The 22,555-nt window shown below is 58.9% G+C and carries 19 protein-coding genes; 11 read left to right on the top strand and 8 right to left on the bottom strand.

Going from position 1 to position 22,555, the window contains the following annotated elements; genetic code table 11:
• The first annotated feature begins 19 nt into the window (after positions 1 to 19).
• Positions 20 to 661 carry an oxidoreductase gene (locus AAIS01_RS21445; protein ID WP_214964119.1) on the top strand — a complete coding sequence of 214 codons (642 nt, stop codon included), beginning with the start codon at positions 20 to 22 and terminating at the stop codon, positions 659 to 661.
• Positions 662 to 818: 157 nt separating this feature from the next.
• Here AAIS01_RS21445 and AAIS01_RS21440 read toward each other — a convergent pair whose 3' ends face one another.
• The 4 genes from AAIS01_RS21440 to AAIS01_RS21425 form a co-directional block, all read right to left on the bottom strand.
• Entirely contained in the window at positions 819 to 1,103 is a 285-nt protein-coding gene (locus tag AAIS01_RS21440; protein ID WP_076383497.1) for a YceK/YidQ family lipoprotein, read from the bottom strand.
• On the bottom strand, positions 1,096 to 1,743 hold the full coding sequence (gene ubiX / locus AAIS01_RS21435) for a flavin prenyltransferase UbiX (protein ID WP_214964122.1): 648 nt from the start codon (positions 1,741 to 1,743) through the stop codon (positions 1,096 to 1,098). The genes AAIS01_RS21440 and ubiX overlap by 8 nt, the downstream gene beginning before the upstream one ends.
• Entirely contained in the window at positions 1,740 to 3,089 is a 1,350-nt protein-coding gene (gene mpl / locus AAIS01_RS21430) for a UDP-N-acetylmuramate:L-alanyl-gamma-D-glutamyl-meso-diaminopimelate ligase (protein WP_092459455.1), read from the bottom strand. The genes ubiX and mpl overlap by 4 nt, the downstream gene beginning before the upstream one ends.
• A 789-nt stretch (positions 3,090 to 3,878) precedes the next feature.
• A complete protein-coding gene (locus AAIS01_RS21425; protein WP_343470579.1) occupies positions 3,879 to 5,783 on the bottom strand; it encodes a sigma-54-dependent Fis family transcriptional regulator in 1,905 nt (634 codons plus the stop codon).
• A 501-nt stretch (positions 5,784 to 6,284) separates the two neighbouring features.
• Here AAIS01_RS21425 and exaC point away from each other — a divergent pair.
• The 9 genes from exaC to AAIS01_RS21380 all read left to right on the top strand — a co-directional run bounded on the left by exaC (position 6,285) and on the right by AAIS01_RS21380 (position 15,811).
• Positions 6,285 to 7,805, top strand: a complete 1,521-nt coding sequence (gene exaC, locus AAIS01_RS21420) for an acetaldehyde dehydrogenase ExaC (RefSeq protein ID WP_092459459.1) — start codon at positions 6,285 to 6,287, stop codon at positions 7,803 to 7,805.
• Between the two features lie 265 nt (positions 7,806 to 8,070).
• On the top strand, positions 8,071 to 9,519 hold the full coding sequence (gene eat, locus AAIS01_RS21415) for an ethanolamine permease (protein WP_343470578.1): 1,449 nt from the start codon (positions 8,071 to 8,073) through the stop codon (positions 9,517 to 9,519).
• Positions 9,520 to 9,576: 57 nt separating this feature from the next.
• Positions 9,577 to 10,971, top strand: coding sequence for an ethanolamine ammonia-lyase subunit EutB (locus tag AAIS01_RS21410; protein WP_343470577.1), 1,395 nt, complete (start codon positions 9,577 to 9,579; stop codon positions 10,969 to 10,971).
• 11 nt (positions 10,972 to 10,982) lie between these two features.
• Positions 10,983 to 11,807, top strand: a complete 825-nt coding sequence (eutC, locus tag AAIS01_RS21405; protein ID WP_343470576.1) for an ethanolamine ammonia-lyase subunit EutC — start codon at positions 10,983 to 10,985, stop codon at positions 11,805 to 11,807.
• A gap of 106 nt (positions 11,808 to 11,913) precedes the next feature.
• On the top strand, positions 11,914 to 12,375 hold the full coding sequence (locus AAIS01_RS21400; protein ID WP_092394658.1) for a GNAT family N-acetyltransferase: 462 nt from the start codon (positions 11,914 to 11,916) through the stop codon (positions 12,373 to 12,375).
• 394 nt (positions 12,376 to 12,769) lie between these two features.
• On the top strand, positions 12,770 to 13,426 hold the full coding sequence (locus tag AAIS01_RS21395; protein WP_343470575.1) for a DedA family protein: 657 nt from the start codon (positions 12,770 to 12,772) through the stop codon (positions 13,424 to 13,426).
• A gap of 6 nt (positions 13,427 to 13,432) precedes the next feature.
• Positions 13,433 to 14,245, top strand: a complete 813-nt coding sequence (locus tag AAIS01_RS21390) for a M90 family metallopeptidase (RefSeq protein ID WP_092394668.1) — start codon at positions 13,433 to 13,435, stop codon at positions 14,243 to 14,245.
• Positions 14,246 to 14,356: 111 nt separating this feature from the next.
• On the top strand, positions 14,357 to 14,884 hold the full coding sequence (ppa, locus tag AAIS01_RS21385) for an inorganic diphosphatase (protein WP_047229468.1): 528 nt from the start codon (positions 14,357 to 14,359) through the stop codon (positions 14,882 to 14,884).
• Positions 14,885 to 15,079: 195 nt separating this feature from the next.
• Entirely contained in the window at positions 15,080 to 15,811 is a 732-nt protein-coding gene (locus AAIS01_RS21380) for a LexA family transcriptional regulator (protein WP_343470574.1), read from the top strand.
• Between the two features lie 517 nt (positions 15,812 to 16,328).
• On the opposite strand, the gene AAIS01_RS21375 is transcribed toward AAIS01_RS21380, so the two are convergent.
• From AAIS01_RS21375 to AAIS01_RS21365, 3 genes are read right to left on the bottom strand one after another with little or no spacing between them, the layout of a single operon-like run.
• The gene (locus AAIS01_RS21375; protein WP_343470573.1) at positions 16,329 to 18,050 is read right to left on the bottom strand and encodes a DUF2357 domain-containing protein; all 1,722 of its coding nucleotides are present in this window, start codon (positions 18,048 to 18,050) and stop codon (positions 16,329 to 16,331) included.
• Complete coding sequence (locus AAIS01_RS21370; protein ID WP_343470572.1) at positions 18,050 to 19,510, bottom strand: McrB family protein; 1,461 nt, start codon at positions 19,508 to 19,510, stop codon at positions 18,050 to 18,052. The genes AAIS01_RS21375 and AAIS01_RS21370 overlap by 1 nt, the downstream gene beginning before the upstream one ends.
• 33 nt (positions 19,511 to 19,543) lie before the next feature.
• Positions 19,544 to 20,932 (bottom strand): DNA cytosine methyltransferase, encoded by a 1,389-nt coding sequence (locus AAIS01_RS21365; protein ID WP_343470571.1) that lies wholly within the window; start codon positions 20,930 to 20,932, stop codon positions 19,544 to 19,546.
• A gap of 262 nt (positions 20,933 to 21,194) precedes the next feature.
• Here AAIS01_RS21365 and AAIS01_RS21360 point away from each other — a divergent pair, with 262 nt between their 5' ends.
• Positions 21,195 to 21,596 (top strand): very short patch repair endonuclease, encoded by a 402-nt coding sequence (locus AAIS01_RS21360; RefSeq protein WP_343470570.1) that lies wholly within the window; start codon positions 21,195 to 21,197, stop codon positions 21,594 to 21,596.
• 119 nt (positions 21,597 to 21,715) lie between these two features.
• Here AAIS01_RS21360 and AAIS01_RS21355 read toward each other — a convergent pair whose 3' ends face one another.
• Positions 21,716 to 22,075 carry a DUF6124 family protein gene (locus AAIS01_RS21355; protein WP_343470569.1) on the bottom strand — a complete coding sequence of 120 codons (360 nt, stop codon included), beginning with the start codon at positions 22,073 to 22,075 and terminating at the stop codon, positions 21,716 to 21,718.
• Between the last annotated feature and the right edge of the window lie 480 nt (positions 22,076 to 22,555).

Here is a 22,555-nt window from a genome sequence, read left to right as displayed (position 1 = left end):
GTATCAAGGGGGAAACACTATGTACTTGACGCCTCAGCATGTTTTGCTTGCCGGAGCTACCGGGCTGACCGGGGAACATCTACTGGATCGGCTGCTCAACGAGCCGACCATCACACGTGTATTGGCGCCTTCACGCCGGCCACTGGCCGAGCACCCACACCTGGAAAACCCGGTCGGTGAAACGGCCGAATTACTGCCCCGCCTCAGTGGCCAGGTGGACATCGCTTTTTGCTGCCTTGGCACGACCCTCAAGAAGGCCGGCTCAGAACAGGCGTTTCGCGCGGTGGACCTGGACCTGGTGGTGGCCTTCGCCAAGCGCGCGCGGGAGCTGGGCGCAAGGCACCTGATCGTGATCAGCGCGCTGGGGGCTGACCCGAGCTCTTCGATCTTCTACAACCGGGTCAAAGGCGAAATGGAAGCCGCCCTCAAGGCCCAGGACTGGCCACAACTGACCCTCTGCCGCCCTTCCCTGCTCCTGGGCGAACGCACCGAACCCCGGTTGGCCGAACAATTGGCCGGTCCCTTGTCGAGGCTGATCCCCGGCAAGTACCACGGCATCGAAGCCTGCCAACTGGCCCGCGCCATGTGGCGCCTGGCCCTGGAAGAACAGGAAGGGGTGCGGGTGGTGGAGTCGGATGAGTTGCGTAAGCTCGGCAAATAGTTATATGGCGCCTAGTCGGACGCCTTCGCGAGCAAGCCCGCTCCCACATTCGACCGCATTCCTTCTGAAGAAACACGATCACCTGTGGGAGCGGGCTTGCTCGCGAAGGGCGCACCACCGATCCAAAGCCAAGCACTTATTGTGGCGAGGATGTTTGTTACAACCCACCCGTAGCCTGAAACCCCACGCCCAACGCTGTCAGCAATGACAAGGGCAGCAACAGGGTGTCGAGCAACGCACTGCCGGGCAGGTCCAGGCCTGGGTAACTCGGCGCTTCGGCGCCGAAGCGGTCCATGGCGCAGCAGCCGCCATTGAGGGCGTAGAGATCCAGGCGCGTCCCGGCATACACCACCGGCGCGCCGGGTTTGGCGGCGTCCAGGGTGCGGGCGGTGGCGCAGCCGGTCAGTTGCAGCGCCAGCAATACCACCAGCAGCTTATTCATCAAGGCTCAAATGGTGCTCGCCCCAGCGCGGCAACATGTCCTGGGGGATGTTCAGCAGATTGAGAATCCGCGCGACCACAAAATCGATCAGGTCATCGATGGTTTGCGGCTGATGATAAAAACCCGGTGAGGCCGGCAGAATCGTCACACCCATGTTCGACAGCTTGAGCATGTGCTCCAGATGAATGCTCGAATACGGCGCCTCACGCGGCACCAGGATCAACTGCCGGCGCTCCTTGAGTGTCACGTCGGCGGCGCGTTCGATCAGGTTGTTGCAGGCACCAGTGGCAATCGCCGAGAGCGTGCCGGTGGAGCACGGCACCACCACCATCGCCGCAGGCGCCCCGGAGCCCGAGGCCACCGGCGACATCCAGTCTTCCTTGCCATACACACGAATCTGCCCCGCCGCCGCACCGGTGTATTCGGTGAGGAAGGCCTGCATCATCTGGGTCTTGGCCGGCAGGGTGACATCGGTCTCGGTGGCCATCACCAATTGCGCCGCCTTGGAGATGAGGAAATGCACCTCGCGGTCCTCCCGCACCAGGCAATCGAGCAGGCGCAAGCCGTACTGGGCGCCGGAAGCGCCGGTCATCGCCAGCGTGATGCGTTCGGGGCCATTGCTCTCCAGGCGCGTGTTCATTGCAGTGCCTCAGCCAGTTTGCCGTGCAGGCCGCCGAAGCCGCCGTTGCTCATGATCACCACATGAGTACCGGGCTGGGCCTGGCTCTTCACGCGCTCAATGATGCCTTCCAGGGAATCGCTGACAATCGACGGCACCGTGCACAGCGCGGCGGTGGCGCCCAGGTCCCAGCCCAGATTGGCCGGCGCGTACCAGATCACCTGATCGGCATCCACCACGCTTTCCGGCAGACCGTCGCGGTGGGCGCCGAGCTTCATGGAGTTGGAACGCGGCTCGATGATCGCGATCAGCGGCGCATCACCGATGCGTTTGCGCAAACCGTCGAGGGTGGTGGCGATGGCTGTCGGGTGGTGAGCAAAGTCGTCGTAGATGGTGATGCCGCGCACTTCAGCGACCTTCTCCATCCGCCGCTTCACGCTTTTGAACGCACTCAACGCGGCGATGCCCATGGACGGCACCACGCCGACATGACGGGCCGCCGCGAGAGTCGCCAGCGCGTTGGCGACGTTGTGCTGGCCGGTCATGTCCCAATCGACCACGCCTTGGGCCACGCCTTCGAACAGGACTTCGAACTGCGAACCGTCGTCCTTGAGCAACTTCACTTGCCACTGCCCGCCGGCACCGGTGGTTTGCACCGGGGTCCAGCAGCCCATCTCGATCACCCGCTGCAAGGCCGGTTCGGTGGTCGGATGGATCACCAGGCCTTCACTCGGGATGGTGCGCACCAGATGGTGGAATTGCCGCTCGATGGCCGGCAGATCGGGGAAGATGTCGGCGTGATCGAATTCAAGGTTGTTGAGAATCGCGGTACGTGGACGGTAATGGACAAATTTCGAGCGTTTATCGAAGAACGCGCTGTCGTATTCGTCGGCTTCGATCACGAAAAACGGTGTGCCGCCCAGGCGTGCCGACACCGAGAAGTTCTGCGGCACGCCGCCGATCAAGAAGCCCGGGCTCATGCCCGCGTGCTCCAGCACCCAGGCGAGCATGCTGCTGGTGGTGGTCTTGCCATGGGTGCCGGCCACGGCCAGGACCCAACGGCCCTGCAACACATGATCGGCCAGCCATTGCGGGCCGGACACGTACGGCAGGCCTTTGTTGAGCACGTATTCAACCGCCGGATTGCCACGGGACATGGCGTTGCCGATGACCACCAGGTCTGGCGCCGGGTCCAGTTGAGCCGGGTCGTAGCCTTGGGTCAATTCAATGCCCTGGGCCTCCAGCTGCGTGCTCATCGGCGGGTAGACGTTGGCGTCGGAACCGGTCACGTGATGGCCCAGTTCCTTGGCCAATACAGCCATCGAACCCATGAAAGTGCCGCAAATACCGAGAATATGGATGTGCATAGTCGACCTCGTAAAACATGGCCGCAGGTTAGCCTAGGGAGGGGGAAATCGCACCTTGTGTTTAAGCCCCGGTACACAGACGGGCGTCTGTGGGAGCAAGGCTTGCCCGCGATAGCGGTGGGTCAGCTTACCGTGATGTTGAATGTACCGCCGCCTTCGCGAGCAAGCTCGCTCCCACAGCTAACCGCATTATTCCTGCAAGAACTCGGTCAACTGTGGGAGCAAGGCTTGCCCGCGATAAGTGGTGGATCAGCTTGCAGTGATGTTGAATGTGCAGCCGCCTTCGCGAGCAAGCCCGCTCCCACAGCTAACCGCATTATTCCTGCAAGAACTCGGTCAACTGTGGGAGCAAGGCTTGCCCGCGATAGTGGTGGGTCAGCTTGCAGTGATGTTGAATGTGCAGCCGCCTTCGCGAGCAAGCCCGCTCCCACAGCTAACCGCATTATTCCTGCGGTCAGCTTGCAGTGATGTTGAATGTGCAGCCGCCTTCGCGAGCAAGCCCGCTCCCACAGCTAACCGCATTATTCCTGCCAGAACTCGGTCAACTGTGGGAGCAAGGCTTGCCCGCGATAGCGGTGGGTCAGCTTGCCGTGATGTTGAATGTACCGCCGCCTTCGCGAGCAAGCCCGCTCCCACAGTTGCTCCACAACCCAGGCTTTTGTGGCGAGGGAGCTTGCTCCCGCTGGACTGCGCAGCAGTCCCCCAAAAACAGGGCCGCTGCGCGCCCCAGCGGGAGCAAGCTCCCTCGCCACAACAGCCGTCAGCAGTCAGCAGTCAGCAGTCCGTGATTCAGCGGGCGATGGCGTGTTTGCGCAGCTTTCGGTAAAGGGTGTTGCGGCTGATGCCCAGTTGTTCGGCGGTGTGGGTCATGTGCCAGCGCTGGCGTTCCAGGACATCAAGCAACGCCAACCGCTCGGCATCGTCCAGCGGGCGCTCAGCCAGCGTTTCAACCGTTGCCTGTGGACTTTGGCGGATCATCGCCGGCAAGTCCTCCAATCCGATCCGTCCACCGTCGCACAAGGCCGCGAGGGTGCGCAGCACATTGCGCAGTTGCCGCACGTTGCCCGGCCAGTCAAAACTCAGCAATGCCTGACGCGCCGGTTCGTCGATGGACACCGCTTCGGCGCCCGCCTCTTCGGCCAGCAGAAAATCCAGCAACTGCGACTTGTCGCTACGCTCGCGCAATGCCGGCAGCGGGATTTCCAGCCCGTTGAGTCGATAGTACAAGTCTTCGCGAAAGCTGCCGTCGCGCACCCGATCAAGCAACTGACGGTGGGTGGCGCTGATGATGCGCACGTTGACCGCTTCGGGTTCGCCGCCGATGGGCACCACCTGGCGATCTTCCAGCACCCGCAACAAACGGGTCTGCAAGGCCAGGGGCATGTCACCGATTTCATCGAGAAACAGCGTGCCGCCGTCGGCCTGTTGCAGCTTGCCGCGCATGCCCTCCTTGCGGGCGCCGGTGAAGCTGCCGCCGCGATAACCGAACAGCTCGCTTTCGATCAGGCTTTCCGGGATGGCCGCACAGTTGAGCGCCACGAAGTTTTTCCCGGCGCGCTGACTGGCATGGTGCACGGCCTTGGCGAAGGCTTCCTTGCCGGAGCCGGTTTCGCCATGGATCAGCAGCGGCACATCGCGCTCGAACACCCGCAGCGCCTTGCGAAAATGCTCCTGCAACGCCGCATCCCCCAGGCAGATGCCCGACAGCCGGGCGGGCTCGAGGACTTTGAGCGATGGCGCGACCGGGACCGGCACGCTGCGGGGCTGACCACGAAGCACAGCGAACAGGTGGCGCCCGTCACGGGTGCGCAACGGCCAACTGGCGCTGGCCTGGGCGCTGGCCCGGCCGAGTAGCTCATCCAGTGAACAATCGAAAAAGTCTTCCACCCGCTGACCGAGCAAACCACCGCGAATATGCCCCAACAGGTTCAGCGCACTCTGGTTCACGGCGCTGATCCGCCCTTCGCCGTCGAACGCCAGCAGCCCCTCGCTGAACAACCCCACGGACTCGGCCTGCAAATGAAAGCGCAGCAGCCATTGATTGTCGAAGCAGCGCAGGAAATAGCAGCTCTCGATCATCTTTGCCGAGAGGTTGACCAGGGCCATGGTGTGGAACTGGCTCTGGCGCGACACGTCTGGCCGGGCCGATGACACATCCAGCACCGCGAGCAGTTCACCCTGGGGGTCGAACACCGGGCTGGCCGAGCAGGTCAGGCCGGTGTGGCGGCCGCGAAAGTGTTCTTCCTGGTGGATGGTCAGGGCCTGGCGTTCCACCAGGCAAGTACCGATGCCGTTGGTGCCTTCGCAGGCTTCGCTCCAGTCGGCGCCGAGCCAGAGGCCGGCGCGCTCGAAAATCTTGCGCTCGCTGGGGGCGGTGACGCAGTTGAGGATCACGCCGCGAGCGTCGGTCAGCAACACCGCGTGGCCGGCGCCGGAGAGCTGTTGATGCAGGCTGGTCATTTCCGTGCCGGCGATCTGCAACACCTGTTGCAGACGCTCGCGGCTTTCCAGTACCCGACCATGCTCCAGCACCGTTGGCGCCAGGTTCTGCGCCGGATCGAGGTGATAGTCCTCAAGGCAGCGCAGCCAGGAGCGGGCAATCGACGGATCGCTGCCAGGGCCCTGCAGATGGGCCTTGCCCTGGGTGACCGTCAGGACTTGTTGGGCATGGCGACTCAAGTGGTTGCTGTGCATTTCTTATTATTTCTCCCCGAAGGACCTGCCTCACTGGAGCAACGGTTTAACACTTAACCTGTGTTTGACACTCAACCTGTGGCGAGGGGATTTATCCCCGCTGGGCTGCGAAGCAGCCCCGAAATCTGGGCATGCGCAGCATCAGGTTGATCGAGTTGGCTACTTTTTGGGGGCTGCTTCGCAGCCCTGCGGGGATAAATCCCCTCGCCACAACTGTGCTTGGCAGGCCAACGTGGTAAAGCCCAGCATCCTCCAGCCCAACCCGCTTTGCAATGCTGGCGCGACCCACCCATCACAGCTTGTGTCAGATACGGCACAAACTGTCACACCCGCTGTATCGCAATCGTCACACCGCCCATCCGTTGGTCCGACGAACTCCTCCTAAAGTCTTGATTTCCGGGCCTCGCAAGGCAGTGGCCCGACCTTTGCTCTAGGCTTAATTACCAGCGCTCAATTTTGCGCGGCCTCCCGTATAAGCACAAAAGCCAAGGAGAACTCATCATGCGTTACGCTCACCCCGGTACTGAAGGCGCTATCGTTTCGTTCAAGAGCAAATACGGTAACTACATCGGCGGCGAGTTCGTCGCGCCTGTCAAAGGTCAGTACTTCACCAATACTTCCCCGGTCAATGGCCAGCCCATTGCCGAATTCCCGCGCTCCACGGCCGAAGACATCGAAAAAGCCCTGGACGCCGCCCACGCTGCTGCTGATGCCTGGGGCGCCACGTCCGCCCAGGCCCGTTCGCTGGTGCTGCTGAAAATCGCCGACCGCATCGAACAGAACCTCGAAGTGCTGGCAATCACCGAGTCCTGGGACAACGGCAAGGCTGTGCGCGAAACCCTCAACGCCGACATCCCCCTGGCCGCCGACCACTTCCGCTACTTCGCCGGTTGCCTGCGCGCCCAGGAAGGCAGCGCCGCCGAGATCGACGGCAACACCGTGGCCTATCACATCCATGAACCGCTGGGCGTGGTCGGGCAGATCATCCCGTGGAATTTCCCGCTGCTGATGGCCGCCTGGAAACTCGCGCCGGCCCTGGCCGCCGGCAACTGCGTGGTGCTCAAGCCCGCCGAGCAAACCCCGCTAGGCATTTGCGTGCTGATGGAGCTGATCGGCGACCTGCTGCCCCCCGGCGTGCTGAACGTGGTGCAAGGCTTCGGCAAGGAAGCCGGTGAAGCCCTGGCCACCAGCAAGCGCATCGCCAAGATCGCCTTCACCGGCTCGACCCCGGTGGGCTCGCACATCATGAAATGCGCGGCTGAGAACATCATCCCGTCCACCGTGGAACTGGGCGGCAAGTCGCCGAACATCTTCTTCGAAGACATCATGCAGGCCGAGCCGAGCTTCATCGAAAAGGCTGCCGAAGGCCTGGTGCTGGCGTTCTTCAACCAGGGCGAAGTCTGCACCTGCCCTTCCCGCGCCCTGGTGCAGGAGTCGATCTACGACGAGTTCATGAAGGTTGTGATGAACAAAGTCCTGCAGATCAAACGCGGCGACCCGCTGGACACCGACACCATGGTCGGCGCCCAGGCGTCCGAGCAGCAATTCGACAAGATTCTTTCGTACCTGGAAATCGCCAAGGGCGAAGGTGCCGAACTGCTGACCGGCGGCAAGGTGGAAAAACTCGAGGGCAACCTGGCCACGGGTTATTACATCCAGCCAACCCTGCTCAAGGGCACCAACAAGATGCGCGTGTTCCAGGAAGAAATCTTCGGCCCAGTGGTGAGCATCACCACCTTCAAGGATGAAGCCGAAGCCCTGGCGATCGCCAACGACACCGAGTTCGGCCTCGGCGCCGGTCTGTGGACCCGCGACATCAACCGCGCCTACCGCATGGGCCGGGCGATCAAGGCCGGTCGCGTCTGGACCAACTGCTACCACCTCTACCCGGCTCATGCCGCGTTTGGTGGTTACAAGAAGTCCGGCGTGGGTCGTGAAACCCACAAGATGATGCTCGACCACTATCAGCAGACCAAGAACCTGCTGGTGAGCTACGACATCAATCCGTTGGGGTTCTTCTAAGCCATTGGGGCAAGGCAGGCTCTCCTGCTTTGCCCCTTAGATAGCTATCGCGAGCAAGCTCGCTCCCACAAGGATCTGTGGATAACTCTCCTTCAGGGTTGAAACAGATCCCCTGTGGGAGCGGGCTTGCTCGCGAAAGCGGTGTGTCAGTCACATAGTTGCTCAAGGTGCCGCCGCCTTCGCGAGCAAGCCCGCTCCCACAGGGGTACGGCGCTAATCCGGCGATCAGGCTAGACAAAAAAACAATAAAAACAGGTAAACCCTTATGCCAAGCGATCAAGCAAACCCGCAACCGGCAACCTCCTCGGTGGACTTCGAAAAAGTCGGCACCGAATACTTCCAACAACGCGAACTGAAAAAAGGTGCGGCGGGCTGGGTCCTGCTGGTGGGCCTGGGGGTGGCGTATGTCATTTCCGGGGACTACGCCGGCTGGAACTTCGGCCTGGCCCAAGGCGGTTGGGGAGGGATGTTTCTCGCCACGCTGCTGATGGCCGCGATGTACCTGTGCATGTGCTTCTCCCTAGCCGAGCTGTCCTCGATGATTCCTACCGCCGGCGGCGGCTATGGCTTTGCCCGTAGCGCATTCGGGCCCTGGGGCGGGTTTCTCACGGGCACGGCGATCCTGATCGAGTACGCCATCGCCCCGGCGGCGATTGCGGTGTTCATCGGCGCGTATTGCCAATCGCTGTTCGGCATTGGCGGCTGGATGATCTACCTGGCGTTCTACATCATCTTCATCGCCATCCACATATTCGGCGTGGGTGAAGCCCTCAAGCTGATGTTCATCATCACCGCCGTCGCCGCCCTGGCACTGGGCGTGTTTCTGGTAGCGATGGTGCCGCACTTCGACGTCGCCAACCTGCTGGACATCCCGGTCACCGCGGCCACGGGCGCCAGCCCATTCCTGCCGTTCGGCTATGTCGGCGTGTGGGCAGCCATTCCGTATGCCATCTGGTTTTTCCTGGCCGTGGAAGGCGTACCGCTGGCGGCTGAAGAAACCAAGAACCCCAAGCGTGACCTGCCGCGCGGCCTGATTGGCGCCATGCTGGTGCTGGTGGCGTTTGCCTTGCTGATTCTGGTGATCGGCCCAGGCGGCGCGGGTTCCAATGCGTTGATGGCTTCGGGCAACCCGCTGGTGGAAGCGCTGGCCAAGGCCTACGGCGGCTCGACCTGGATGGGTAACTTCGTCAACCTCGTCGGCCTGGCCGGCCTGATCGCCAGCTTCTTCTCGATCATCTACGCCTACTCGCGGCAGATCTTCGCCTTGTCTCGCGCCGGTTACCTGCCACGCAAACTCTCCGAAACCAACAAAAGCAAAGCACCAGTATTGGCGCTGATCATCCCCGGCATCATCGGTTTCGGTCTGTCCCTGACCGGCCAGGGCGATCTGCTGATTCTGGTGGCGGTGTTCGGCGCCACCATCTCCTACGTGCTGATGATGGCCGCGCACATCACCCTGCGCATCCGTCGCCCCAAAATGGACCGGCCATACCGCACACCGGGCGGCATCTTCACCTCGGGCGTGGCCCTGGTGCTGGCGTGCATCGCCGTGGTGGCGGGCTTTCTGGTGGATCCACGGGTGGTCATCGGCGCCGCGATCATCTATGGAGTGTTAATTGCTTACTTCGCGTTCTACAGTCGGCATCACTTGGTAGCAGGCACGCCTGAAGAGGAATTCGCGGCGATTCAAAAAGCCGAAGAAGCCTTGCACTGAGTTGTAAAACGCCGAAAACCACGGCGCCGCCCAGCGGCGCCGTCACGGAGAACCTGTATGGCCAGTTTTGCACACACGGTCGGCGCCCAGACCTACCGCTTCGACAGCCTCAAAGACCTGATGGCCAAGGCCAGCCCGGCGCGTTCCGGGGACTTCCTCGCCGAAATCGCCGCGCTCAACGACGGCGAGCGGGTAGCCGCGCAAATGGCGCTGGCCGACTTGCCCCTCAGCCATTTCCTGCAAGAAATGCTGATTCCTTACGAGGCCGACGAAGTCACCCGGCTGATCGTCGACACTCACGATAAACAGGCCTTCGCCGCCGTCAGCCACCTCACGGTCGGCGGTTTTCGCGACTGGTTGCTCAGCGATGCGGCCGATGAACACAGCCTGCGAGCCCTGGCCCCGGGCCTGACCCCGGAAATGGTCGCCGCCGTATCGAAGATCATGCGCGTGCAAGACCTGGTGCTGGTGGCGCAGAAGATCCGCGTGGTGACCAAGTTCCGCGGCACCCTCGGCCTGCGCGGGCGGCTGTCCACCCGCTTGCAACCCAACCACCCCACCGACGAACCCGCCGGGATCGCCGCGAGCATCCTCGACGGCCTGCTCTTCGGTAACGGTGACGCCATGATCGGCATCAACCCGGCCACCGACAGCACAGCGTCGATCTGCGCCATGCTGGAAATGCTCGACGCCATCATCCAGCGCTACGACATCCCCACCCAAGGCTGCGTGCTGACCCACGTCACCACTTCCATTGAAGCGGCGAACCGTGGCGTGCCCCTGGACCTGGTGTTCCAGTCCATCGCCGGCACCGAAGCGGCCAACGCCAGTTTCGGCATCAACCTGAACGTCTTGCAGGAAGGCTACGACGCCGGGCTGAGCCTGAAGCGCGGCACCTTGGGCAACAACCTGATGTATTTCGAGACCGGCCAGGGCAGCGCGCTGTCAGCCAACGCCCACCACGGCGTCGATCAACAGACCTGCGAAACCCGAGCCTACGCCGTCGCACGGCATTTCAAGCCGTTTCTGGTGAATACCGTCGTAGGATTTATCGGCCCGGAATACCTGTACAACGGCAAACAGATCATCCGCGCCGGCCTGGAAGACCACTTCTGCGGCAAGCTGCTGGGCGTGCCGATGGGTTGCGACATCTGCTACACCAACCACGCCGAAGCCGACCAGGACGACATGGACACCCTGCTGACCCTGCTGGGCGTGGCCGGGATCAACTTCATCATGGGTATCCCCGGTTCCGACGACATCATGCTCAACTACCAGACCACCTCGTTCCACGACGCCCTCTACGCCCGCCAGACCCTGGGCCTCAAACCCGCGCCGGAATTCGAAACCTGGCTGGCGAACATGGGCATCTTCACCCAGGCCGATGGCCGGGTGCGGTTCGGCGACAACCTGCCACCGGCGTTTCGTCACGCCCTCGCGCATTTGGGATGAGTGACCTGCCCATGGATAAAAAACCTGTCGATCCACAAAACCCTTGGCTGAATCTGCGCAACCTCACCCCGGCGCGCATCGCCCTGGGCCGTACCGGCACCAGCCTGCCGACCCAGGCGCAACTGGACTTCCAGTACGCCCACGCCCAGGCCCGCGATGCGGTGCACCTGGCGTTCGATCATGAAGGCATTCGCGCGCAACTGACTGAACGCGGCCGCGAAAGCCTGCTGCTGCATAGCGCCGCCAGCGACCGCAACAGCTACCTGCAACGCCCGGACCTGGGCCGGCGGCTCGATGAAGCCTCCGTACACATCCTGCAGGACCACGTCGCGGCCAATCCCGGCGGCGTCGACCTGGCCATCGTGGTGGCCGACGGTCTGTCGGCGCTGGCGGTGCATCGGCATACGCTGCCATTCCTGGCGCGGCTGGAAGAACAGACCGCCGCTGAGGGTTGGTCAACCTCGCCAGTGATTCTGGTGGAACAGGGCCGGGTCGCGGTGGCCGATGAAGTGGCGCAGCGGCTCGGGGCCAAAATGTCGGTGATCCTGATCGGTGAACGCCCCGGCCTCAGTTCCCCCGACAGCCTGGGTTTGTATTTCACCTACAACCCCAAGGTCGGCCTGACCGATGCGTATCGCAACTGCATCTCCAACGTTCGCCTCGAAGGTTTGAGCTATGGAATGGCCGCCCATCGCCTGATCTACCTGATGCGCGAGGCCTGCCGCAGGCAGCTCTCGGGGGTCAATCTGAAGGACGAAGCCCAGGTTCAAACTCTAGACTCGGAAAATGCCGCCGATATGAAAGGTAACTTCCTACTCATGCCGCCCCGAAGCTGATCCGTTTACAAGATTGCGTTTTTGATCCGCTTTCAGGCAGCATCGAAGTACGGCAGAACGCCGTTGTTGTCCGAGTATCTGTCGACCTTTGCAGACGAGACCTACTATGCGGATTATCCAAGCGACCCTGGAACACCTGGACCTGCTGACCCCATTGTTCGTCAAATACCGGGAATTTTATGGCTCACTGCCCTACCCGGATTCGTCCCGAGCCTTCCTCGAAAAACGCCTGCGCCGCAAGGAATCGGTGATCTACCTGGCGTTGCCCGATGACGATGACAACCGGTTGCTGGGCTTCTGCCAGCTCTACCCAAGCTTCTCGTCACTGTCCCTCAAACGCGTGTGGATTCTCAACGACATCTACGTCGCCGAAGACGCCCGCCGCCAACTGGTGGCCGATAACCTGATCCGCACCGCAAAAAAAATGGCCAAGGAAACCAACGCCGTGCGCATGCGCGTCTCCACCAGCAGCAACAACGACGTGGCGCAGAAAACCTACGAGTCCATCGGCTTCAAGGAAGACACCGAGTTCAAGAACTACGTGTTGCCCATCAGCGAAGAGCTCTGAGCCGACAGCAATACCTCAGTGGTGAGGGAACCCTCACCACACCAATATCCCTGACACAACACCCCATGTGGCGAGGGGATTTATCCCCGCTGGGCTGCGAAGCAGCCCCAAAACCTGAGCACGCGGTGTATCAGATTGACCGAGTCGGCTGTATTAGGGCCGCTGCGCGCCCCAGCGGGGATAAATCCCCTCGCCACAAAAGCGGTCCGAGCCGATGCCTCATCCAGCCAGTCGCTCCGAAATCCCCCGCTACAAACTCACCCCGCACCGCCCCCTCCAGCCCGTATAATGCCGCTCTTCCCGGCTTGTAAGAAAAAGCTACATACCCTGTAGCCTTACTCGAAGCCCGACCCACAGGCCCCACCCAGTCAGGCCGCGACCACAGGTGCTTTGCATGGATTTCAACCCCCTCGACCTCATTCTGCATCTCGATGTGTACCTCGACCTGCTGGTGACCAACTACGGGCCGTGGATCTACGCCATCCTGTTCCTGGTGATCTTCTGCGAAACCGGCCTGGTGGTGATGCCCTTCCTGCCGGGCGACTCCCTGCTGTTCATCGCCGGTGCGGTCGCGGCCGGCGGCGGCATGGACCCGGTGCTACTCGGCGGCCTGCTGATGCTGGCGGCGATCCTCGGCGACAGCACCAACTACCTCGTCGGCCGCACGGCGGGGGAACGACTGTTCAGTAACCCGAACTCGAAAATCTTCCGTCGCGACTACCTGCAACAAACCCACGACTTCTACGACAAGCACGGCGGCAAAACCGTAACCCTGGCGCGCTTCCTGCCGATCCTGCGCACCTTTGCGCCCTTCGTCGCGGGCGTTGCGAAAATGCCTTATCCGCGGTTCTTCGGCTTCAGCGTCTTCGGCACCGTCCTGTGGGTCGGCGGCCTGGTCAGCCTCGGTTTCTTCTTCGGCAACGTGCCGTTCATCAAACAGAACCTGTCGCTGCTGGTGGTGGGCATCATCCTGTTGTCGCTGGTGCCGATGATCATCGGCGTGGTCCGCAGCCGCCTGGCCCGGGGCAACTCGAAAACCCAACCGCGCTGATCGCCCATGTGGTCCCTGAGCGCCTGGCGCCGGCAACGCATCCTCGCCAAACACCCCGTCGCCGAGGAAACCTGGCAGCGGGTGCGCCATCAGCTGAGCTTTCTCGACGGCCTCAGCGCCAGCGAAGACCAGTGGCTGCGCCAAGCGTGCGTCTTGTTCCTGCATGACAAACACCTGAGCGCCCTGCCCGGCGTCGAACTGCACCAGGAACAACGCCTACTGCTCGCCGCCCAGGCCCAATTGCCGTTGATGCACCTGGGCGAACTGAACTGGTACCAGGGCTTCCACGAAATCGTCCTCTACCCCGACGACTTCCTCAGCCCTCAGCGCTACCGCGACGCCAGCGGCATCGAGCACGAATGGGACGGCGAACACAGCGGCGAAGCCTGGCCCCAGGGCCCGATCATCCTGGCCTGGGACGGCGTACTGGCCAGCGGCGGCTGGGACGGCTACAACCTGGTGATCCACGAGCTGGCGCACAAACTCGACATGCTCAACGGCGACGCCAACGGCCTGCCGCCACTGCACGCCGACATGCGCGTCAGCGACTGGGCCGAGGCCATGCAACAGGCCTTCGACGACCTCAACCGCCAACTGGACCAAAACCCGGACGCCGACACCGTCATCGATCCCTACGCAGCGGAAAACCCGGCGGAGTTCTTCGCCGTCACCAGCGAATACTTCTTCAGCGCCCCGGACCTGCTGCACCAGGCGTACCCACGGGTCTATGACCAGCTCAAAGCGTTCTACCGCCAGGACCCATTGGCCCGGCTGCGGCAACTTCAAGCCGAAGATCCGGTCTATCAGGCGTCATACTAAGGTCTCTAAGACCCTTGTAACGTGGCATCGACGGCCGAATATGCCTATAATCGCCGCCACTTTTTGGTCAATCCGACCAGTCATTTGGTCAACTAACGGGGGCACCGCCCAATGAGCTACAGCAAGATTCCGGCTGGCAAAGACCTGCCGAACGACATCTACGTCGCGATCGAAATCCCGGCCAACCACGCCCCGATCAAATACGAAATCGACAAAGACAGCGATTGCCTGTTCGTTGACCGTTTCATGGCCACCCCAATGTTCTACCCGGCCAACTACGGTTTCATCCCCAACACCCTGGCCGACGACGGCGACCCCCTCGACGTGCTGGTCGTGACCCCTTACCCAGTCGCCCCAGGCTCGGTCATCCGCGCCCGTCCAGTCGGCATCCTGAACATGACCGACGACGGCGGCGGCGATGCCAAAGTCATCGCCGTACCGCACGACAAACTGTCACAACTGTACGTCGACGTGAAGGAATACACCGACCTGCCAGCCCTGCTGATCCAGCAGATCGAACACTTCTTCGAGAACTACAAGGATCTCGAGAAAGGCAAGTGGGTCAAGATCGAAGGCTGGGCCGGTGCTGACGCCGCCCGCGAAGCGATCACCAAGTCGGTTGCCGCCTACAAAGGCTGAGACTGAAGTAAAGAAGAACCCCGGTTTGCACCGGGGTTTTTTTATGTCTTAATAATGATAAATACGAAGTTGTATTAATACCGTTTAAACCCGTTTAGCCCTCGCCTTTCAAATCCTGCAAACGGAAAGATCGTCTTATATATTTGCACGACATGTTTATTGCCGAAAACACAGTCGTCCCTAAACTTTCCGTTTATGAAAATACTTTCCAGTGGCGACCGCTTCCGAGCCCTTCTAAAAGAAGCGAATATCCGATCCGCCGACTTCGCGAAGTTATACGGCGTGAAATCCCAGCACATCAACAACTGGTTCAACCGTGGCATCCCGCCAGGACGCATCTACTCCATCGCCAGCCTGCTGACCGTCAGCCCGCAATGGCTCGCCACCGGCGAAGGCCCGCAGACCCCACTGGGCCTGGGCCCCGGCATCACCTATGAAGCCGCCGAAAACGATGGCGTCTACAGCGTGCAAGAAACCACGGACATCGAACTGCCCTTCTACAAGGAAGCCCCCATCGCCCCCGGCGAAACCAAAACCCACATCATCGAAATCCCCGACCAAACCATCCGCCTGCCCCGCAGCCACCTCGAAACCCTCGACATCAACCCCAACGACGCCATCTGCACCACCATGGTCGGCGACAGCATGGCCGAACGCATCGAAGACGGCTCCACCCTCGCCATCGACCGCGGCCTGACCCAAATCGTCGACGGCCAAATCTACGCCCTCGAACACGACGGCATGCTGCGCATCAAATACCTGCACCGCGTCCCCGGCAACCGACTGCGCCTGCGCAGCCACAACAACACCGCCTACCCCGACGAAGTCTTCAGCGTCGAACAGATCGAAGCGCAGAACATTAGAGTCATCGGCTGGGTCTTCTGGTGGTCCACCCTGAACAAACAGAGACCGCCAGTCTTCGACTAACCCACCCGAACGGGCAGACAGACAAAGCGCCTTGTGCCGAGGAGCCTTGTGGTGAGGAGCTTTTGTGGCGAGGGAGCTTGCTCCCGCTGGGCTGCGCAGCAGCCCCCTGCTTTTTACTTAAATCACCCCTAACCCAATGATTCCACACCACTTACCACTTGGATTCTGCCGAAAACCCGCGTACCCTCCGCCCCACATTTGCGAGCCCACACCTCGCACCGACAAGGCAGATCACTTTCTGACCAAGTCCCACAGCCGGCCGCAAGAGCCGGATGTACGTTTTGAAGGCTGGTGAGGTTTGTCAAAAACGAACTGAGTTAGTCAACGAGAAGCCGGCCATAAGCCGGCTTTTTAATGCCTGAAATTCGGTCTGATTTAAAAGTTAGTGGACACATGACTAGTCCCTTTAATCGAATAAATCATACAGCGATGATACCGGTCTTATCCCGGTCCGTCAGAGCTCAGATCATTCGGCGACAATCTCTAACTGGAGCCCAATTTCAATATCACTAAAACTTCAATAGCCTAGCGATACCAGCAGCGCGTCAATCTTTTCAGCTACTAACGTTGTCGATCCAGGCAAAAAAGGTAATCCTCCGATTTCGACCTGCCCAATGCTTTTGAAAAACCTGTGGGAGCGATAAGCCTCCTCATCGGGGTAAGGAAAAAGCACCACAGCCCCAGTAACAACTCCCTGCAGATACTCTTCGGGATGCATGGGATGGGGTATAGCGATAGCATCCCGGTAACGGTGCATTGTGTTCACGTCATCGGTGGTAGGACCGGGACCACCGTATTGTGCCATGTAGTCTCTATCGAATTGGATTCGATATTTTGCGTCGAAAATATAAAACTGGGTGTCGCTCGCAAACTGAATGACGTTATCGGGTTTCTGGGCTATCGTCGGTAATCTACTGAAAAGACGATTGTAGACAAGGAATAGAGGCTTGCCGGTGGGGTTATGGACGAACTTCATGGCCGACGACTTACCCTTGGACAACGCTACGGTTGTTCGAAGCCGGTTGACTTTGACCACTGACTGGTTGACCAAGTCGAATCGAACACGCAGAAGCGCAACAATTTTCAGGAAGCACCAGTATTCATAAAGTAGCGACGTATCCTTCACTCCGATAGGAATAGTCTCTCCCGCGAAAGACAGCCCGCCATTTAGTAGGCGGCAGAGCTTATCGAACTTCGAATAGAGGGGATGTTTGTGAAAAACCATGGATTGGGGCTGTACGAGCATGACGTCTTTGACTTGCCCAAGGAACGGAGCCTTCGACGCTGTTTCAAGTTGACGCTCCATGGATTTGAGCACAGGCCGGATTGAGTCAAAGAACTTCCGCTCAGAATATCGGTCCGCATCTTCGTCGCCCGACTCATCCACCTTCGATAAGGCTCTGATGTTGCGATAAGTCGCACTGATCAATGCCTTATAATAGCGGTTCTCCGGTGTATCAAAGGTGATCGAAGCAACACTCTCTTGGATTCTACGCGGCAACGCGATACCAAGACTAGGGATCGCGGCACCTCCGTTATCTCGGCGCAAAGCCCGCCCGATGGCTTGCCGCGAAACTCGGCGGGCACGCTCCGTGTCCTTCAGCACAGCCTTGATCGCCAGGCCACTGTGGGGTTTCTTGGCTATAGCATTGGTCAGTTTAATAAACTCGCCGAAATGGGACTGAATCAGCGAAAACCACTCGACCAAAGTGGGGTAGTGGTCTCTAGCCGGAGCGGCCATTCCATAAGTTTTTGCATTAGCCGCCATCGCCAGGTTGCGAAGCATCGACGAAACGTCGGAGCGCATTTGAACATAGTCGGTTCGATAGTCCGCTTTGCGCGAGAAGACTTCTAACCGAAACTTTGCCGCACAGCTATTCGAAGAAACAAGCAGGTCAACAAAGCCAACGTTGTTTCCGAAGTTGACTAGATAGTGCTCGCTGTTCTCACGTATACGACGAGCCTCGGCTCCAGGTGGCAGCTTCAGTACGGCGGCCGGGTCAATTTTTTCGAAGTGAATATCATAAGCAACGGCCTCGAAAAAAAGCGGTTCGATCAAATCCCCGGGCGCGACGACACACATTTTTCCAGTCTTAACATTGAGCACTTCAATCGATACTGCACCATCGGCCTCAATGGCGAATTGAGGTGAAACAGGAATAAACGGTGGCAGATCGGGAAGCTTGCCGATTATCTCAATCTTCCAGTCAGCTCCGGTAACCTGAAGCAGCAGCGGCATCAGGCGCCCCAGTAGCGGGTCGAGCCGTCGAGGCTTAGCAATTCAGTCATACGCTCGACCTTCTGAACGCTTCGAGCTAGCGGACCGGAAAACTCGGCTAAAACACCATCAGCATCTTCTTGGGCTTCTGCCCTTGCACTAAGCCAAGTAGTTAGATTCGTCAACGCCTCTGCTAACGCCTCGCCACTGCCAGCTACCTTCGGCAGAATCTTCTGTAAGATACAAAAATCTAGTGCCGCGTAGCCGGTCAAGATATCTGCGAGTTGAAGCTCGCGCCAGAAGTGAAGATATAGGAGGATCGCATCGCGAGTGCGGTATCCGAACTTGATGCCCGCCGGAGCCAAGATGTCTTGAATCTCGCTCAGAAGCAGGGCTATATGCTCGAAAAGATCTTGGCTAACGGCGTACGCTTCCTGAACGGATATCGCATTCGTCTCGCGAATCGCGATAGTCGCAAGCTCGTCGAACGCATTGCTCCCACCCTTAGCCGCACCTTGGCCGGATGCGAAAGCAGTTAAATCCGGGTCGTCAAATTCGATCGTGAACGCCCGATCTAATACCTTTGGACTGAATATGTGGGTGGTCTCGTCCATATTCGCGGTTCCCACGACACGGAGATTTGGTGGCAGTTGAATACCGCGCAGCAGGTCGATGTGTGGACTGGACTGCCCGGGAACATCATCCGGTAGTTCAATCGGCAGCTTATCAGTTGTAACTCCTTTGTCGCCCCGGACACGCGTCTCAGCTACGCTCAGAAAGTCACTGAAATAGTGCTCCACGGGAGCAAGATTCATTTCATCGAGCAGAGCAATCACAAGTTTTTGTGGATTTTTCTTAGCCTCCAACAGGCTGTCGATCAACGCTCCTTTGATATACTTTGTTGGCGAGAGTGTTGGGACATAGCCAAAGAGATCACTATTGTCGGACCACTGCGGCTGTACCGGGATTGCATGGAAAAAGGAGTTCGTCTGCTGCGCAAACTTACGTGGCAATAGGCTTTTACCGGTGCCCGAAATACCCGAAAGAACCACAAGTGGACTAACCGTAATTGCCAGGTAGAAGTTTGCGAGCTCAGCTACCGAAATCACGTAACCTTCGGAATCCATCGCCACTTGGATAGCGGCCAGCGACTCACTTGTTGAGCGCTTGCTGAAAGCTTGACTCTCTGAGGGCGCTTTTGCTCTCGGAACCAGTTCAGGCCCGAATCGGTACTCAGCTGTTGGGCTTCCAGCCCGACTCTCTGATTGAGCTTTCGTCAGCCCCCCAGTCTTTTCTAAGAGACCGGCACGGATTAAGCGAGCCGGCTGATGCGGCCTCTTAGTACTTGGAATATCAACGCCGTACGGCATATTCTGCCAAATAACATCAGCGGGAAATTTGAAGTCCGGACCATACCGCTGGTGCATCGCTCGAACCGCAGTGCTCGCCATCTCAAAAATTTCGTCGTTCGTAAGCGACATCCGACCTTCCTTTTATTTATGCTTGTCCAGAACTCAGCCTAGCTTTGCCGTCAGCTTAGCGCTCACTGGTGCTTCAGTCCTAAAGCCATCTAACTGTTCTGCCAGATGTATTGCAATAGCCTTCGACAACAAAGGTGGCACGGCCTCTCCAATCATGTCCATCCCTACCCCAACACGTACGGTATCCATGTCTTCGCTATCGGAAGTAATGAAACGAAAATCGTCATCAAAGGACTGCAAGCGGGCCGCTTCCCTCATGGTGATTCCACGCATCTCGATTGGATGCGTAAACCTGCCTGAGCCTAAGAAATTAGCGTTTGCCGTAATGGTCAGAGCAGGTGAGTCCCAAGCCAAGCGAGAGTAAGCGCTCCAGTAATAATCTTTGTAGAAAACCGGATTTATTGCTTTGGAGCGTTCGAGCTCAACCTGCGCGGCTTCTAGGGAGATGCCCTTGGATACCGATAGCCTTTTAATTGCCTTCGCATATTTATCGCGCATGCGTTCACTTTCAGTATCCCAGGTCTTTCCCGGTCTCATCTCTTTGATGATATCAAGCACCGACTTCCTGTATGACCGCGTGATATGGTTATAAGGGAATGTTGGCGCGCTTCGCATTTCCTGCGCATAAACGCTTGGGCCTTCCCCATAATGGTTAAGCGCTTGACCGCCAAGCACATCTTCACCAACAGAGGGTGCGGGCAGATCTGAGATCGCATCAGCCACGGTTACCCACGGTAAACGCCCTTCTCGTAAAAGCCTTTCATTTAACGGATCGCAGTGACTTGGCCTTGGCATCGACGCTGAACCTATAGAGCTCGCGATAAACACCGCACGCTCACGAAGCTGCGGGACGCCATAATCCGCACTATTGAGGACAGCGACTTCAACTTTATAGCCAAGGTCGCGCTCAAGCATTTGAATGACAATCTCGGATAGCTTCCCCAAGCGACCGTCAAAGCCATGATTGAGCATCTGGGGTACATTCTCGATAACCAAAAACTTCGGTTGCAGAGCTTCAGCAACCTCAAGATATCGCAAGACCAAATCATTCCGAGGATCATGCGCCAACTGGCTATAACCCTTAAATTTCACGATCTTGCCTTTTTCACGATGCTCGCTACGACGGAGCTGCGAGAAACCTTGGCAGGGTGGGCCCCCGATCATGCAATCCAAGTCGCCCTGCGCAACGCCGCGCTCACGTAATGCTTCATGGATGCGCTCAACGTCCAGCAAGCGAATGTCTTCGCGCACTGTCACCGGAGGCACTTCATCCTGCCGATGGTTGAACTCAAACGTACGTAGAGCTTCGGCCTTTATGTCATTGCCGAATACAGCATTGAACCGCCCAGATCTGGTGAATCCGCGGGATGTCCCACCACAACCGCAGAAGAATTCTGCAAGGGAGTACTTCTTTTCAAGCATGTATTGAGCCCTTAGACTAATCATTATCGCATTTTGGATCTTGCAGCAGGGACGGGGGCGACGCCTTACGCCATCATCATTTCGGCGTTTTAGGCCTTCCTAAGAAGGTGCGTCTACAGCCTTGCGTGCCGCGTCTCCTCAAGCGTCGCCCAGCAACCTTAGGGCCCCAGCTTCGCCATGAGCAGTGCCAATCTGAGCATGGTCTCATGCCTCGAATTTGAAACAATCAAATTTGTGCTTCAAGCCATTCTTGGAGGGCACAGTGAATCGCAGCGAGATCATGCGATCGGTAAAAAGCGAGAATACTACTCCAGAGCTTCTAATTCGAAGCCTACTCCATCGCTTGGGATTTCGCTTCCGCCTCCATAGGAAAGACCTACCGGGCTCGCCAGACATCGTGTTGCCACGTTACCGAACGGTTATTTTCGTGCACGGATGTTTTTGGCACCGCCATCCAGGATGTCGCCTGACTACAACGCCAAAATCTCGGCAAAGCTACTGGCTACCCAAGCTTCAGGGAAACGTCGAACGCGACCACCGAAATATTGAGACCCTTCAGAAAATGGGTTGGCAGGTTATTGTCGTATGGGAATGCGAGATCAAAAGAAGTGAAGATCTTGAGCACAAATTGACGTGCGCGCTCAGAAATAACGAGGTTCGATGAGGCGAAATGGACATACTACCGGTCTGTCCCTTGACGTATCCAAAACCTGGTAGTTCCCGATCCGAAAAAAGGTCCTGCTAGGCAAGACCTTTTCATTCCTGGGCCAGCGTTTTCCCCGCCTACCTCACCTCAACAATATCCAAAGCCCGATTCGCCAACAGCTCACTCACCTCAATCACCTGCAAAATCCCCATCGCAACACGCCGTCGTGATCCCTCAAGACCAAACGCCAAATCATTGATCATGGCATTGGCCGACGCCAGGTTTTCACTGAGATTGGCAAGGAGACATTCCGAATCAACATCAGGTGCAATACGGAAGATAGTGTTGGGTTTGTCAGACGTTTCGTTCTTCGGCGTAGGCTTCAGGTAGTAATCCAACGCCCGGTTGGCAGCGTCATCAAGCTTATTGTTACGGGCAGACTGAGCGCGAGATACATGCTCATCTGCAGTCGGAGGGTTCGGTGTAATTTTTGCCATCGACTTAGGTTCCTGTAAGTGGTGCTGCAACCACCTCGCGACTAAACGAGAGGGCGGCAGCTGTGCGCAGGTTAGTCGACCGGTGAACCTAAGAATCCCGGCGCGCCCGGGGGCGCCCTGCGCACAGCCACCATCAATACAGGAACAGCACAGCCTGTCCGACGGGACTTGGTACGCCTTAGGTTGAGACGGGCGACTAAACCCGATCACTGATACTCAGTGACAGGACTCAAACTACCGACGCCCTCCAAGACGCACAAGCCGGCGGATTCTGGCGTAGTTGTAGGCAATGGCGCAAGGCGATGTCGGTCGGGGCTAGTCTCGTGGAGTCACGATAAACAGCTGGCTGGAATGTTGCTGACGCACCGCTATCGCGAGCAGGCTCGCTCCCACAGAGGCGCTTGTGTACATACGTCGCAGGGAAATGCATTCGCGACTGGCTGCATCCTTGCAGCCAGTCGCGAGCGGGTTACGACTCGT

It is taken from the genome of Pseudomonas halotolerans (assembly GCF_039581215.1).
GTDB classification, from domain to species: domain Bacteria; phylum Pseudomonadota; class Gammaproteobacteria; order Pseudomonadales; family Pseudomonadaceae; genus Aquipseudomonas; species Aquipseudomonas tehranensis.
This window is presented reverse-complemented; position numbering and strand designations above follow the sequence as displayed.